Source organism: Terrabacter sp. Soil810 (genome assembly GCF_001429645.1).
In the GTDB taxonomy this organism is placed as follows: Bacteria; Actinomycetota; Actinomycetes; order Actinomycetales; family Dermatophilaceae; genus Terrabacter.
This window is the reverse complement of sequence record NZ_LMSW01000014.1, coordinates 522,877-536,893: the sequence shown is the minus strand read 5'-3', so window position 1 is coordinate 536,893 and position 14,017 is coordinate 522,877. Positions and strand designations below refer to the sequence as shown.

The 14,017-nt window shown below is 72.4% G+C and carries 15 protein-coding genes; 9 read left to right on the top strand and 6 right to left on the bottom strand.

The annotated features are described in order from the left end of the window. Nucleotides 1-142: 142 nt before the first annotated feature. Nucleotides 143-1,075, bottom strand: coding sequence for a DMT family transporter (locus ASG96_RS20840; RefSeq protein WP_235509247.1), 933 nt, complete (start codon nt 1,073-1,075; stop codon nt 143-145). A gap of 261 nt (nt 1,076-1,336) precedes the next feature. Here ASG96_RS20840 and ASG96_RS20835 point away from each other — a divergent pair, with 261 nt between their 5' ends. Together ASG96_RS20835 and ASG96_RS20830 are read left to right on the top strand one after the other, a co-directional pair. Next, nucleotides 1,337-1,834: a cysteine dioxygenase family protein gene (locus ASG96_RS20835; protein ID WP_056755308.1), complete on the top strand. Its 498-nt coding sequence runs from the start codon at nt 1,337-1,339 to the stop codon at nt 1,832-1,834. Continuing rightward, nucleotides 1,831-2,241 carry a rhodanese-like domain-containing protein gene (locus ASG96_RS20830; RefSeq protein ID WP_200958593.1) on the top strand — a complete coding sequence of 137 codons (411 nt, stop codon included), beginning with the start codon at nt 1,831-1,833 and terminating at the stop codon, nt 2,239-2,241. Before ASG96_RS20835 ends, ASG96_RS20830 begins: the two co-directional genes overlap by 4 nt. A 12-nt stretch (nt 2,242-2,253) precedes the next feature. Here the strand turns inward: ASG96_RS20830 and ASG96_RS20825 are convergent, their stop codons facing one another. From ASG96_RS20825 to ASG96_RS20810, 4 genes are all read right to left on the bottom strand, one after another. Then, on the bottom strand, nt 2,254-3,630 hold the full coding sequence (locus ASG96_RS20825) for a glutamate decarboxylase (protein ID WP_057589197.1): 1,377 nt from the start codon (nt 3,628-3,630) through the stop codon (nt 2,254-2,256). Between the two features lie 33 nt (nt 3,631-3,663). Then, a complete protein-coding gene (locus tag ASG96_RS20820) occupies nt 3,664-4,356 on the bottom strand; it encodes a hypothetical protein (protein ID WP_235509246.1) in 693 nt (230 codons plus the stop codon). A 2-nt stretch (nt 4,357-4,358) separates the two neighbouring features. Next, entirely contained in the window at nt 4,359-5,762 is a 1,404-nt protein-coding gene (locus ASG96_RS20815) for a chloride channel protein (protein WP_057589193.1), read from the bottom strand. A 97-nt stretch (nt 5,763-5,859) separates the two neighbouring features. After that, entirely contained in the window at nt 5,860-6,792 is a 933-nt protein-coding gene (locus ASG96_RS20810; protein ID WP_057589191.1) for a LysR family transcriptional regulator ArgP, read from the bottom strand. A 70-nt stretch (nt 6,793-6,862) separates the two neighbouring features. Here ASG96_RS20810 and ASG96_RS20805 point away from each other — a divergent pair, with 70 nt between their 5' ends. The 7 genes from ASG96_RS20805 to ASG96_RS20780 all read left to right on the top strand — a co-directional run bounded on the left by ASG96_RS20805 (nt 6,863) and on the right by ASG96_RS20780 (nt 12,866). Then, complete coding sequence (locus ASG96_RS20805; RefSeq protein WP_235509245.1) at nt 6,863-7,459, top strand: LysE/ArgO family amino acid transporter; 597 nt, start codon at nt 6,863-6,865, stop codon at nt 7,457-7,459. Nucleotides 7,460-7,517: 58 nt separating this feature from the next. Beyond that, complete coding sequence (locus ASG96_RS20800; protein ID WP_082591923.1) at nt 7,518-8,408, top strand: nuclease-related domain-containing protein; 891 nt, start codon at nt 7,518-7,520, stop codon at nt 8,406-8,408. A 158-nt stretch (nt 8,409-8,566) separates the two neighbouring features. After that, nucleotides 8,567-8,725, top strand: coding sequence for a hypothetical protein (locus tag ASG96_RS23450; protein WP_157611086.1), 159 nt, complete (start codon nt 8,567-8,569; stop codon nt 8,723-8,725). Between the two features lie 68 nt (nt 8,726-8,793). Next, a complete protein-coding gene (locus tag ASG96_RS24565; RefSeq protein WP_304437887.1) occupies nt 8,794-11,733 on the top strand; it encodes a helix-turn-helix transcriptional regulator in 2,940 nt (979 codons plus the stop codon). Between the two features lie 10 nt (nt 11,734-11,743). Then, on the top strand, nt 11,744-12,169 hold the full coding sequence (locus tag ASG96_RS23895; RefSeq protein ID WP_056755295.1) for a cation-transporting P-type ATPase: 426 nt from the start codon (nt 11,744-11,746) through the stop codon (nt 12,167-12,169). Further along, on the top strand, nt 12,133-12,534 hold the full coding sequence (locus tag ASG96_RS23890) for a hypothetical protein (RefSeq protein WP_056755292.1): 402 nt from the start codon (nt 12,133-12,135) through the stop codon (nt 12,532-12,534). Before ASG96_RS23895 ends, ASG96_RS23890 begins: the two co-directional genes overlap by 37 nt. Next, nucleotides 12,423-12,866 carry a cation transporting ATPase C-terminal domain-containing protein gene (locus ASG96_RS20780; RefSeq protein ID WP_369813642.1) on the top strand — a complete coding sequence of 148 codons (444 nt, stop codon included), beginning with the start codon at nt 12,423-12,425 and terminating at the stop codon, nt 12,864-12,866. Before ASG96_RS23890 ends, ASG96_RS20780 begins: the two co-directional genes overlap by 112 nt. Here ASG96_RS20780 and ASG96_RS20775 read toward each other — a convergent pair. After that, nucleotides 12,805-14,013 carry an MFS transporter gene (locus ASG96_RS20775; protein ID WP_057589189.1) on the bottom strand — a complete coding sequence of 403 codons (1,209 nt, stop codon included), beginning with the start codon at nt 14,011-14,013 and terminating at the stop codon, nt 12,805-12,807. The genes ASG96_RS20780 and ASG96_RS20775 overlap by 62 nt on opposite strands. Nucleotides 14,014-14,017 lie beyond the last annotated feature (4 nt).

Genomic DNA, 14,017 nt, shown 5'->3' with positions numbered 1-14,017 from the left:
TCAAGGACCTTCTCAAACCAGAAACCGGCATACCCGACTTCACCTAAGCAGATATGCAGAACACATGTTCGACACTTTGGGAAGGGCTACCCACAGCCCGATGTCGCCCGATCCACTTGCAGCGCAGCCTGATTCGACGACCTCAGCCGTCGACGACGGGCGTGGACGGAGGCTTCCGTCGCGTCAGCAGGACGCCCGCGATGCACAGGGCGCCACCGACGAAGGTCAGGGGTGGGGGCACCTCGGAGAGCAGCGCCCAGGCGATGAGCGTCGCGACGAAGGGCACGAGGAAGGTGGTCAGGGTCAGCGTGCCGGCATCGCTGCGCGCCAGGACGTAGGCCCACGTCGAGAAGGCGATGGCGGTCGGGAAGATCCCGAGGTAGGCGATCCACCACAGGGTGCTGGCATCGCTGTCGCGGACCACCGTGACGAGCTCGCCGGTCCACGGCAGGCAGACGACCGCGCCGATGATGCAGGCGAGCCACGTGACCTCCGGGCCCGGCAGCCGCCCGAGGAGGGGCTTCTGCGCGAGGACGCCCACGGCATACGTCACCGCGGCGAGGACGGCGAGCCAGACGCCGACCATGTCGCCGGAGTCCCCTGAGGAGAACCCGCGCGCGATGACGACGACGCCGGCGAAGCCGACGGCCATGCCGATGAGCAGCCAGCGGGACATCCTCTCGCCGAGGAAGACGGTGGCGAGCAGTGCCACGATGATCGGTCCGATCTGCACGATGAGAGCAGACGTGCCGGCGTCGATGCGCCGCTCGGCCTCGTTGAGGGCGAGGTTGTAGATGCCGAACCAGCCGACTCCGCAGAGCAGGAGCAGTGGCCAGTCGCGCGCGGCCGGCCACGTGCGCGGTCGGCGGAAGACGAGCACCCCGAGCGCGACCGACGCGACGAGGAGGCGCCCCAGTGAGAGCGCGCCCGGCGGGACGTCGCGGCCGAGGTGCCGGATCGCGACGAACGCCGAGGCCCAGAGGAGGAGGGTCACGGCCACGGCGCCGAGCACGAGCCACCTCGCGCGGCGACTGCCGGTCGGGGCCTCGGATGCGGTGCGGGAGTCCACGGTCACCCCCAGACCGTAGGCGTCGGCACCGACAGCGCGCCGCCTGTTTTCCGGTCAGGAGTCGGCGACATCCCGCCAGACCGTGGGCACCTTGCAGCCCGACGCATACATAAGTTAACGTTTCTCTTATGGCAAGGATTGGTTATGTAGAGATGCGGGCCTGCTGTCGCCCGCTCGGGAGCCGAGCCGCGCGCTGAGGCCGAGAGCCCGCCGCCGCACCCGCTCCCGAGCGCCCCGCCCACTCCCCCCATCCCGAAAGGCACGACCATGTCCCGCGGCGCCCAGCGCATCTCCGTCGACCTCGCCGACACCGCCCGTCGACTCGCCCGTCAACGCACCCTGTGGCAGGGGCTCGTCGACTTCGACCCCATCAGCCGCTTCTACGCACGGCTCCTCGCCGACCACGACCACGAGGCCTGGCTGCTCACCTGGCTGCCCGGTCAGGGGACGCCGTGGCACGACCACGGTGGCAGCGCCGGGTCGTTCGTCGTGCTCCAGGGCGTCCTGACCGAGGAGGTCGCCGGCTACCGCTCGGCAGCCGCCCTCGACGACGTCCGACGGGTGACCGGCCCGGGAGTCAGGCTCACGCCCGGCGACCAGCGGACGTTCGGCACCCGCCACCTGCACCGGGTGACGAACGCCGGGTCCGACCCGGCCGTCAGCCTGCACGTGTACGGGCCCAAGCTGACCTCCATGACGAACTACCGGGCCGTCGACGGAGTGCTCGAGGTCGAGGAGCAGGCCGAGGTCGGGATCGACTGGTGAGCCCGCCACGGCCCCGCACGATCGACGAGATCCTCGCCGAGGCCCGTGCCCGCCTCACGCGCGTGACCCCGGCCGAGGCCGATGCCGCGCGCGAGCGAGGAGCGGTCATCGTCGACATCCGACCCGCGGCGCAGCGCGAGGCCGAGGGCGAGCTCCCCTTCGCGGTCGTCATCGAGCGCAACGTCCTCGAGTGGCGGTTCGATCCCGCGAGCGACGCGTCGCTGCCGATCGCCAGCCACGACCTCGAGGTGATCGTGCTCTGCCAGGAGGGCTACACGTCCAGTCTCGCGGCCGCCGCCCTCCAGGACCTCGGCATCCACCGCGCCACCGACGTCATCGGGGGGTATGCCGCGTGGCGGGCGTGGCAGGCCTCCGCGGCGCGGGCCGGCGCCGCGGGCGGTCGATGACGCAGCTGCCGGTCAGTGGCCCGAACCGATGACCATCTTGGCTCGCTCCGACTCGTGTGCCCCACCCTTGGCCGCAAGCGTCGTGCAGGCGTCCTCGATGTCACGGGCCAGGGTGTCGACGTGCTCGCGACTCATCGTCTCCTTGACCAGGGCACGCATGATCGTGATGTCCTGGGCGTCGGGCGGCAGCGTGTAGGCGGGCACCATCCAGCCGCGCTCGGCAGACAGCTGCCAGGCGATGTCGAACTCGTCGTACTCGTGTTCGCCGGACAGGAGGAAGGCGACGAGCGGGAGCTGCTCCTCGTGCCGGCCGATCAGCTCGAAACGCCCCATCGCCTCGAGCTGGTCGCCGAGCATCCGGGCGTTCGCCTGCATGTTGCGCATGATGTAGGTGTAGCCCTCACGGCCGTAGCGCACGAGGTTGTAGTACTGCGCCAGCACCATCGCCGACCCCGTCGAGAAGTTCAGGGTGAAGGTCGAGTCGGTCTTGCCGAGGTAGTTCTCCTTGAAGACCAGATCCGGTGCCAGGTCGGCGACCTCCCGGAAGATCAGCCAGCCGATGCCCGGATAGACCAGGCCGAACTTGTGTCCCGAGACGTTGATCGACCGCACCTGCTCGAGCCGGAAGTCCCAGCGTGAGTCCGGGTAGAGGAACGGCCACACGAAGCCACCGCTGGCCCCGTCGATGTGCAGCGGCACGTCGAGGCCACGCTCCTGCTTGATCTGCACGAGGAGGTCGTTGATGCCGACGACGTCGTCCTTGTGGCCGGTGAAGGTCGTGCCGAGTACGGCGGCGACTCCGATCGTGTTCTCGTCCACGTGCGGCGCGACGTCCTCCGGACCGATCGTGTACTTCCCGGGCTGGAGCGGCACGACCCGCGGCTCGACGTCGAAGTAGCGGCAGAACTTCTCCCAGACGACGTGGACGTCGCCTCCGAAGACCAGGTTCGGGCTCTCGGTGGAGCCTCCCTCCGCCTGGCGACGGGTGCGCCAGTTCCACTTGAGCGAAAGGCCGCCCAGCATGATCGCCTCGGACGAGCCCTGGGTGCGTGCCCCGGTGGTCTCTCCCGGCGCGTGGAACAGATCGGCGAGCATCCGGATGCAGCGCTGCTCGATCTCGGCCGTGCGCGGGTACTCGGCGTGGTCGATGAAGTTGCGGTGCAGGTTCTCCGCGATGATCTGCTGCGCCTCGGGCTCCATCCACGTGGTGACGAAGGTCGCGAGGTTGCGCCCCGGATCTCCTTCGAGGGCGAGGTCCTCGGCGACGAGGCGCATCGCGTCCACTGCACTCATCCCCGTGGCCGGGAACTCGCGGCTGGGCACCTCCTCGGTCGCGAACCGGTTGCCGTAGAGGGCTGCGATGGCGTTGATCTCGGACGGGGTGGACATGCGCGTTCTCCTTCGGTTGGACAGGGGCGTGGTCTAGGGACTCGCGGCCGTGGCGATGGCGACGGCACGACGCCAGGCCGGGAGCATGAGTGCCGCGCCGACGAGGAAGCAGGCGGCCCCCCAGAAGGTCCCGGCAACGGCGACATGCGCGCCCAGCAGCGCGTCGGTGCTCGGCACGACGAAGCTGGCGAGCGCCGAGGCCATGAAGAGCACGGAGCCGAGCATGTTGAGCCAGGCGATCCGCCACGGGAACGACTGGGGCTGGAGGCTGAGCAACCGGTCCGAGACCGCGAGCACGGCGCAGGCGCTCGACACGAGGAAGAGCACCGACCCGTAGAGGTCCGGGCGCCACACGTAGCGGTCGGACTCGGCCGCTGTCGCATTGTGGGCCAGGGCGGCGATGGTGCTGATGTTGAAGAACAGCGTGCCGGGGAACTGGACGACCGCGGCGAGCCAGTTGCGGTCGCGCGGCAGCCAGCCCCACAGACGCACCCGGATGGGCTGGTGCTGGGTGACCTCGTCGACGGCGGTCGTCGAGGGGCTCTGCGACTGCACGAGCTGGCAGTACGAGGCGCTGGTGAAGAAGACCGAGCCGACGACATAGGTGACGCCATCGACCCATCCCCCGACGGCATTCAGATAGGCAGGCACGGAGCCCAGCACGAAACACGCCGAGCCGGCCATGAAGAGCCCGGCGATCGCCGCGTTCAGGCGTGCTGGTCGCACCCTCATCCTCGGCTCGCCCCTGTCGACGGGTCGGTGGCTCGTCCGGAGCCGGCGTCCGGGGCCGCTGGTCGCGCCGACACCCCTGCCTCTGGTGCCCCCGACGCCGGCAGCACTGCGGTGACGACGAACGCCACGACCACCGCGACGACCACCTGGGGCGTGATGGTGAGTCCGTCGGTGCCCATCAGCACGGTCGCGAGGAGCACGGAGGTGAGGGGCAGCCGGAGCATGGCGCAGCACATCGCGCCGATACCCATGCCGATGGCGGGGGCCAGGTCCATGCCGGGCAGGCCGCTCAGGGCGATGCCCAGCACGGCCCCGATGAACATCGACGGGAACACGGGGCCACCGCGGAAGGCGCTGAGCGATAGACCGTAGGCAAGCGCCTTGAACAGCCCGAGCAGCAGGAGCACGCCCAGCGAGTAGCCCCCGGCATTCGCGACGAGCTCGGGCAGGGCGTCCTGCCCGGAGAACAGCACCTGGCTGAACTCGTGTCCGGTGGTGACCTGGTAGGCGGTGGCACAGAGGCCGATGAGCAGGCCCAGGCCCACGGTCACCGGCACCCGGTTGCGGTGCACGAGGGGCCGCACGGTCAGCCCGAGCCGTCGGATGGCCCAGCCGAGCAGGGCCCCGAGGATGCCGACCGGCCCCGCCCACAGCAGAGACGCGAGCGTGGGCGTGACCGCCGGAGGCACGGTCGTGAGCGCGAGCGAGAAGGTGCCGAGCCCCGTCCAGACGTCCAGCCCCACGAACACCAGGGCTCCGATGCCGGACGCGAGAAGGCCGGGCAGGGCGACCAGGCTGAGGGTCGCCCCGGCGATGCCGGCCGCCTCCATGATGAGGAAGGCACCCAGGAGGGGTGAGCCGAGCAACGTGCTCACGGCGGCGAAGCTGCCCGCCGACGCCATGACCGTGACCGCCATCGGTGGGGCATCCTTCTTGGCAAGGCGCACCGCGAGGGCCGCCAACCCACCGCCGATCGCGATGAGCGGCGCCTCCGGGCCGAGCACCGCGCCGAGGCTGAGCGTGGCCAGCGCCGCGAGCACGATGCCAGGGAGGTCACGGCTCGCGGCTGGGCCGGATCCGGTCGTGAAGCCGAGCGCCGGTGAGTGACCCGCCGTGCCCGGCAGATGGCGGATCGTCAGGGACACCAGCAGGCCGCTGAGCATCAGCCAGGGCAGCGGCCACCAGGCCGGGGTGCCACCCTGGAAGAGGCCCGACGGAAGGTCGTCGAAGAGGTACGCCTGGAGCGCCCCTGTCAGCGCCAGGAAGCCGTAGGCGACGGCCGAGATCGGGACGCCGAGCAGCGCCGCGAGCAGCAGGGCGGACAGATAGGCCCTGGATCGGACGATGCTCGCCGGATCGACGTCCGTCGGGGAGCCGGGTGGCACGGCCGCGTCAGTCACTCGGTCTGCCTCCTCGCGCGGGGTCCCGCGCTCGGGCGGGACGTGCGGGACGTCCGTCCCGCCCAACATAGCCCGGCTCCAGGCCCGGCGCCGATGATCAGCCAGGACCGCGCGGGCCGGGCTGCCGGCGCAACCGCGCGCTGCCGCGATCCGGACGGATGCCGGCACGCGCCGCCTCGCGCCGCACCGTGTCGCTCAGCCGCTCGAGCTGAGCCGACGGCAGCCGCCACCGCTGCCAGTAGAGCTGGACGTCGACGTGGTCACGCGCGCCGAGGCGCACGAGCTCGCCGGAGTCGAGCAGAGGTGCCAGCTGCGTCGTGAGGAGCGCGCCCCAGCCGAGCCCGGATCGGACCGCCGCCACGAAGCCGCCACCGTCGGGCACCTCGTGCGTCGGCGGCGCACCGGTGACGCCGTGCCGGTCGAGGATGCGCTGCTGGATGTCGTCCTTCTCGTTGAAGCGCACGAGTGGCATTGCAGCCCAGTCGATCCCGCGTCCGCCACGATGCCGCTCGAGGAGCCGAGGTGTCGCGGCGGGCAGGTAGCGCATCGTCACGAGTGGCTCGGTCGAGCAGCCCTGCACCGGCGTCGGGTCGGAGGTCACGGCGCCGAGCACCTCACCCGAACGCAGCAGCCGGGCCGAGTGGTCCTGGTCCTCGACCCGCAGCCGCAGCACGACGTCGTCCCAGGCGGCCGCCTCCGCCAGCACGGCGCCGAACCACGTCGACATCGAGTCGGCGTTGACGACGATCGGCAGGTCGCTGCGGGGCCGGCCGTCGGTGGCGAGAGACGCGAGCGCCTCCGACTCGAGCAGGCTCTGCTGCCGCGCGAGCCGGACGAGGGCCTCCCCGGCCGACGTGGGTCGGCACGGGGTGGTGCGCACGACGACGACCTGGCCGAGCTCCGCCTCGAGCGCCTTGACCCGCTGGCTCACGGCGGAGGGCGTCACGTGCAGCCGACGAGCGGCGGCGTCGAAGGTCCCCGTGTCGACGATGGCGAGCAGGGTCGCGAGGTGCTCGGGCTGGAGCCTCATGAAGCCATGCTAATGATGCTGTAGGAACTGTCGCTTCACTGAAGTCCCCCATCGGCCTACCGTCGAGGGCGTGACCTCCTTCCTGCCCGGCTTCCTGACCATGGCCTCGCTCATCGTGGCCATCGGCGCGCAGAACGCCTATGTGCTCCGCACCGGTCTCGCGCGCCACCACGTCGGGCTCGTCGTCGCCGTCTGCGCGCTGAGCGACGCGGTGCTCGTCGCCGCCGGGGTGCTCGGCGTCGGCGGTCTCGTCACGGCCCACCCGGGACTGCTGACCGTCGTGCGATGGGTCGGGGCGGCATACCTCGTCGGCTACGGCGTGCTGTGCCTGCGCAACGCGCGACACCCCAAGGGTCTGGAGGTCGGCGGCACCCAGCGGTCGCGGAGCGGGGTGCTCGCGACCGTGCTCGCGCTGACCTGGCTCAACCCGCACGTCTACCTCGACACCGTGCTGCTCGTCGGGTCGCTCGCCAACCAGCACGGCCCCGACGGACGGTGGTGGTTCGCCGCCGGGGCCGCCGTGGCCAGCGTCGCGTGGTTCACGTCGCTCGGCTACGGCGCGCGCCTGCTCGCGCCACTCTTCGCGCGTCCCGCCACGTGGCGCGTCCTCGACGTCGCGATCGCCGTCGTCATGTTCACCATCGCGGTCGCCCTCCTCCTCGGCTGAGCCACCGAGTTCACGGTTGGCCTGCGCGACCCGGTCGGCCCGACCTACCCTGTCCCGCGTGAGCACGGGGGAGGCCGCCGAGGTCGGCGGCGTCAAGCGCATGAGTCTTCGGTATGCCGGCACGTGCCGTGAGTGCGGCACCGACCTCCCAGCCGGGACGAGGGCCGTCTACGAGAGGTCGAGACGGACCGTCCGCTGTCTGGAGTGCCCGGCCGGTGCCCAGCCGGTCGCCGTCACCCAGGTGCCGACCGCGGAGGAGCACCCGGGTCCTGAACTCGAGCCCGAGCCCAGTGGGCCGGCGGGCGGCTCTGCGCGACGTGAGTTCGAGCGGCGACGCGACGCCCGGGAGCGGCGGGTCCGAGAGCGGTTCCCACGCATCGGAGGTTTCCTGCTCGCCATCACCGAGGAGCCGCAGAGCACGCGCGCCTGGGACACCGGCGCGGAGGGCGAGCAGATCGTCGGCGCCCGCCTCGACTCGCTCGTGGGTGACGACCTCGCCGTGCTCCACGACCGACGGATCCCCAGGACGCGAGCCAATATCGACCACATCGTCATCTCGCGTCGGGGCGTCTTCGTCGTCGACGCGAAGAAGTACACGGGCCGCCCCGCCCTCCGCGTCGAGGGCGGCCTGTTCCGCCCCCGGACCGAGACGCTCGTCGTCGGTGGTCGGGACTGCTCCTCGCTGGTCGACGGCGTGCTCAAGCAGGTGGACCTCGTGCGCACGGCCCTCGACGACCCGACCGTCCCCATGACAGGTGCGCTGTGCTTCGTCGCCGGCGACTGGCCGCTCATCGGCGGCGCCTTCGAGACCCGCGGCGTCCACGTGCTGGGGTCCAAGCGCCTCGTGCAGCTCATCACGGCACTCCCGTCCGCCCGCGACACCGTGCCGCCGACGGTCGACGTGTCATCGGTGCGGGCCCGGCTCGCCCGAGCCTTCCCGCCCGCGTAGCGCGGGACCGCGCGCCTACCTCAGACACGTCCAGGCGGCATACGGGCATCGATCTGAGGTAGGAGGACGGCAGGGATAGGGAGGTCGTCCGATGTGGGGGTCTACCTCAGCGACCGAGTCTGGAGGAGTCCAGAAACGGCACGAGCAGAGGAAAGACCATGATCACCCAGTACATCGACTTCCGCACCGTCCAGGTCGAGATCGAGTCCCGCTACCCGCAGCGTCGTCGCGTCCGCCGCGACTCGTCGCTCGAGATCATGCGCCGCACCCTGGCGCGGATCTCCCGAGAGGAGAACAACCCGGGCCGCACGCGGTGACGACGGCGACGCGACCCGTGTCGCCAACCGTCCCGCTGCTGTCGGCGGAGTACGCGATGATTCCGCGTATGCCGCTCAGCACCGGCCCCCTCATCGGGCGGGACACCGACCTGTCCCACCTCGCCGACGCCATCGGACTGCGCCCGACCCCGGGTGGCCAGCCCGGTGGCGTCGTCGTGCTGTCGGGCGACGCCGGCATCGGCAAGTCGCGGATCGTCGGCCAGCTCGTCGCCGACGCCACCGCGGCCGACTGGTTCACGGCGGTCGGCCACTGCGTCGGCCAGGCCGGCAGCAGCCTCGCCTACCTCCCGTTCGTCGAGCTCGTCGGCGCCATCGACGCGGGCCACCCCGACGTCGTCGAGCGCGTGCTCGAGACGCACCCCAGCCTCGGCCACCTGCTCCCGGGCCGCGCCGAGGCCCACGACCTGGAGCGCGCCGGCCGGGCCACCGACCCCGGCCAGGTCGCCGAGGCCGTCCACGCCCTGCTGTCGACGCTCGGCGACGCGCAGCCGTCGCTCGTCGTCGTCGAGGACGTCCACTGGGCCGACCACTCCTCGCGTGACCTCATCACCCTCCTGCTCACCCGCGGCTTCGCCCACGCGGTCGGGCTCGTCGTGACCTACCGCTCCGACGACCTCTACCGCCGTCACCCCCTCCACGAGACGCTCGCCGTGTGGGCGCGCATCGCGGGGCTCGAGCACGTCGAGCTCGCCCCGCTCCCCGACGACGCCGTCCGAGAGCTCGTCTCCGGCATCGAGGGAGCCCCCACCGACGACGAGACGAACGCCGAGATCGCCCGCCGGTCCGCGGGCAACCCGTTCTTCGCCGAAGAGCTCGTCGCGAGCGCCGCCGCAGGGCAGGCCCTGACCGGCGGCCTGAGCCGGGTGCTCCGAGCCCGCGTCGAGCAGCTCGACGACACCGCGCAGCACGTGCTCAGGGCGATCGCCCTCAAGGGCGGCCAGTTCATCGGCCACGACCTCCTCTCGCGGGTCGTCGCCCTCCCCGACGAGACGCTCGAGGGGGCGCTCGCCGCAGCCGTCGAGCACCACGTGCTCGAGGCCCGGTGGCCGCCGGCCTACACCTTCCGCCACGCTCTCCTCGGCGAGGCCGTCGCCGACAGCCTCCTCCCGGGCGAGCGCCTCCGGCTCCACCGGGCGTATGCCGCCGTGCTGGCCGAGCGCCCCGAGCTCGCCCCCGCGTCCGAGCTCGCCCGCCACGCCGCTGCGGTGGGTGACCTGCCGACGGCGGTCCGGGCGAGCCGTGCGGCGGCCGAGTCGGCCATGGCCGTCGGCGGCCCGCAGGAGGCGCTGCTCCTCCTCGAGCGAGCCCTCTCCTGGATCGACGAGGACGACCCCGAGCGCGACGAGGTGACCCTCCGGGCCTCGCGCGCAGCCATGGTCGCCGGCGAGCCGATCCGGGCCATGGACCTCCTGCGCGACCGCCTCGACCACCCGGGCACGGCCCAGCAGCCGGGTGCGCGCGCCGACCTGCTCGCGACGCTCGTCATCCGGTCGCGCGTCCTCGACCTGCCGATCGACTCCATCGCGCTGACCGACGAGGCCCTGTCGCTGATCGGTGAGGAGGCCGACGAGCGCCGGGTCCGCGTGCTCGTCGCCCGCGTGCAGGCGCTCGTCGACCACGGCTCGTTCGTCGAGGCCGCCGTGGTCGGCAACGAGGTGTCGCTGCTCGCGGAGCGGCTCGGCATGGGCGGCGCGCTCGCCGAGGTGCGCACGATCATGGCCCGCGTCCTCGAGGCCCAGGAGGACCTCGACTCGGTCGAGACGCACCTGCGGTCGGTCGTGGCCGACATCGACCCCGACGACCCCCTCCTGCTGCGCGCCCTGCACCAGCTGGCCTCGCTCGCGCACCGGCGCGGTGACCTGCCCGGGTCGCTCGCGCTCTACGACCGCGGCGCCGACGTCGCGCGGCGGATGCACCGCGAGTGGGCACCCTGGGGGCAGGAGTGCCGCCTCCTCGGCGGGCTCACGGCATACGAGCTCGGCGACTGGGACGGCGCGACCCGGCGCCTCGACCTCGCGGGCCGCCCGGCACCGCAGCCGGGGCGCACGATCTTCACCGCTGCCGCCCTGCTCGTGCACGCCGGTCGGGGTGAGCCGGTCGACCCCGACCTCATCGGCGCGCTGCGGGAGTGGTGGCCGGTCGACGGACTCTGCGTCGTCCTGACGACGATGCCGGCGGTCGACGTGCTCGGCGAGGCGGGCGACCTCGCCGGGATGCTCGACCTGACCGACGAGGCGGTCCGCTTCCTCGACGCGGCATGGGGCGAGTACCACGCCGTCGTGCGGCTGGCCGCGCTCGTGGCGGGGCAGGCCGCGGCGCTCGTGCCGCGCGCCGACCCCGCGCTGCGGGCTCGGGCCGTCGCCCTCGTCGACGAGCTCGCCGACCGCGCACGGCTCATCAGCGAGCTGCGTCCCGCGGTCGAGAAGGCGAGCCGCCCGAAGTTCGAGCGTGCGGCGGTCGAGTCGCTCGAGGACACGAGCCGCGAGACCTGGGCCTGGACCGCCCGGCTCGAGGCCGAGGTGCTCCGGCTGCAACGGGTCGCCGGGGTCGAGGACCCGCCGCCGGTCGACGAGCTCGTCGAGGCGTGGCGCGAGAGCGTCGCGGCGTTCGAGCGCTACGGGCACGTCTTCGAGACCGCCCGCTCACGGGCGCGACTCTCCGAGGCGCTGCGGGCGGCGGGCGACGACGCCGGCTACCGCGCGGTCGCCGAGCAGGCCCGGGAGGTCGCGGTCCGGCTCGAGGCCAAGCCGCTGCTCGCCGAGCTCGACGCAGTGCGCCCAGGTGGTGCCACACCCGACCTCACACCGCGCGAGGTCGAGGTGCTGGCGCTGCTCGCGCAGGGCCTGACCAACGGCCAGATCGGCAAGCAGCTCTACATCAGCACCAAGACCGTGAGCGTCCACGTCTCCAACCTGCTCGCCAAGCTCGGTGCCTCCGGCCGCACCGAGGCGGCCGCCATCGCGCGACGACGCGGACTCGTCTCCTGACCCCCGGGAGGTGACCTCCGGGCTGCTGGCACCCAGCAGCGCGACGGCGTCGATCCGCGCTGCCGCGGGACGGGCCGCACCCGACGTGCTCGAGTCGCTCGGCGTGGACCCGTCACTCGGGCTGGGGGCCGGCGAGGTCGAGCAGCGACGGATCGCCTTCGGCCCGAACGCGATCGCGACCCACCACGCGCGCGTCCTCACGGTCCTGTGGCATCAGCTGAACTCACCCCTGCTCGGCCTGCTCGTCGCCGCGACGGCGTCGTCCTTCGTCGGCGAGCAGGGGGACGCCGTCATCATCGGCATCATCGTCATCGCCTCCGTGGGGCTCGGGTTCGTCAACGAGTACCGCGCCGAGAAGGCGGCCGCCTCGCTCCACGCGCAGGCACCCACGAGGCCGTCGTGCTGCGCGGAGGGGCGTTCGGCCGCGTCGACGTGACGACGCTCGTGCCGGGGCACGTGGTCGAGCTCAGCCTCGGGGAGGTCGTGCCGGCCGACATCCGCCTCGTCTCGGTCGTCCGGCTCGAGTGCGACGAGTCGGTGCTGACCGGGGAGTCCCAGCCCGTCCCGAAGTCCACCGAGCCCGTGGCCGAGACCGCCACGCTCGCCGAGCTCTCCGGCTGCGCGCTCATGGGCACGGTCGTCCACGCCGGCAGCGGCCGGGGCGTCGTCGTGGCCATCGGGTCGCACAGCTGTCCCGATCCGGCTGGTTCGTCGAGTCGCTCGCCACCCAGAGTCTTGTCATCTTCGCCATCCGGACGCGGACGGTCCCCTTCTTCCGGAGCCACCCGAGCCTGCCGCTGACGCTGGCCGCCCTCGGCGTCGTCCTCGTCGGCGCGGTGCTGCCGGCCAGTCCGCTCGCGGCACCCCTCGGCTTCGCCCCGCTTCCCGGCGGCTTCTTCGCCGCGCTCGTCGTCATGGTCATCGGCCACCTCGTGCTCGTCGAGCTCGGCAAGCGGTGGTTCTACCGCGCCGCCGCGACCCCGCCGACCGGCGCTCCCACCGACCTCGGCACCCGGTTCGTCCGGCGCCGCGCCGCGCGGTTCAGCGTGGCGGCCCCTCCGGTGCGACCCCTCAGGCGGCGGCGCCCTGGAGGACCTCGGCCCCCGGCCGCGACCGGCGCAGACCCGGAGTGAGGGCGAGCGAGACGACCACCGAGGCGACCGCCATGACCGCCATCGCGTGCGCGGCGGCGACCGGTCCCATCCCCAGGGCGCTCGCCACCGCACCCCCGAGCAGCGCCCCGAGGGCCTGACCGACCATGAGGCCCGTGCCCTGGAGCCCGAAGACCTGCCCCCGGGCCCGACCGTCGGTGTGGGTCACCAGCCGCTCCTGCAGGGGCAGGCTCGCCGAGTAGCCCACCGACGCCACGAAGGCGATCGCGGCGGCATACGGCAGCGACGGGACGGCGAAGAAGGCGAGGTAGGGCACGGCGAGCAGCAGGCGCAACGGGCCGATGAGGCGGTCGCGGACCGCGACGGCGAGGAAGCGACCAACGACGACGTCGCCGAGCAGCATGCCGGCGGCGGTGACGGCGAAGAGGTAGCCCGCGCGCTCGCCCGCGAACGGCACGAAGAGCGCCTCGCACCCGACGATCAGGCCGTTGGGAACCCACAACGTCAGATAGATCGGGCGGATGACGCGCGACCCGAGCAGCGCCCGGTTCACCTCGCAGGTCCGGCGCACGAGGGACGCGCCTGCATGCCGCGGCGGGTGGTCGGAGAGGCCGAGGCGCAGCAGCACCACGGCGACGAAGAGGGCCGCCGCCGAGCCGAGGAAGAGCTCGGTCGTCGTGAAGGTGATGAGGAGCAATCCACCGATGCCGTAGCCGACGATCTGCATGCCGCCGACCGCGATGTTCATCGTCGCCCGGCCGAGGATGAAGCCGTCGGGCGGGAGGATGTCGGAGACGAGCGCCATCATGCTGCCGCCGAGGGCCGAGGTGATGAGCGGGCCGACGGCGAGCAGCGCGAAGCGCCAGCCCCACGCGAGACCGGGGAGCGCCTGGAGCAGGTCGGTGACCATCGTCGTCGTGAAGACGAGCAGCAGCGCGGTGCGCGGGCGGACCAGGTCGGAGCCGGAGCCGAAGAGGGTCTGGCCGACGATCCGCATGAGGGGCGCGCCGAACATCGCGAGGGCCGTGAGGACCGGCGACCCCGTGGCGGCGAAGGTGATGGTGCCGAGCGCGAGGGACGCGACGGCATACGACCCGATGTTGATGCACTGGACGAGGAAGAGGACCCGGAACTCACGGATGGCGAACAGCTGGCGGTAGGTCTTCACTTGC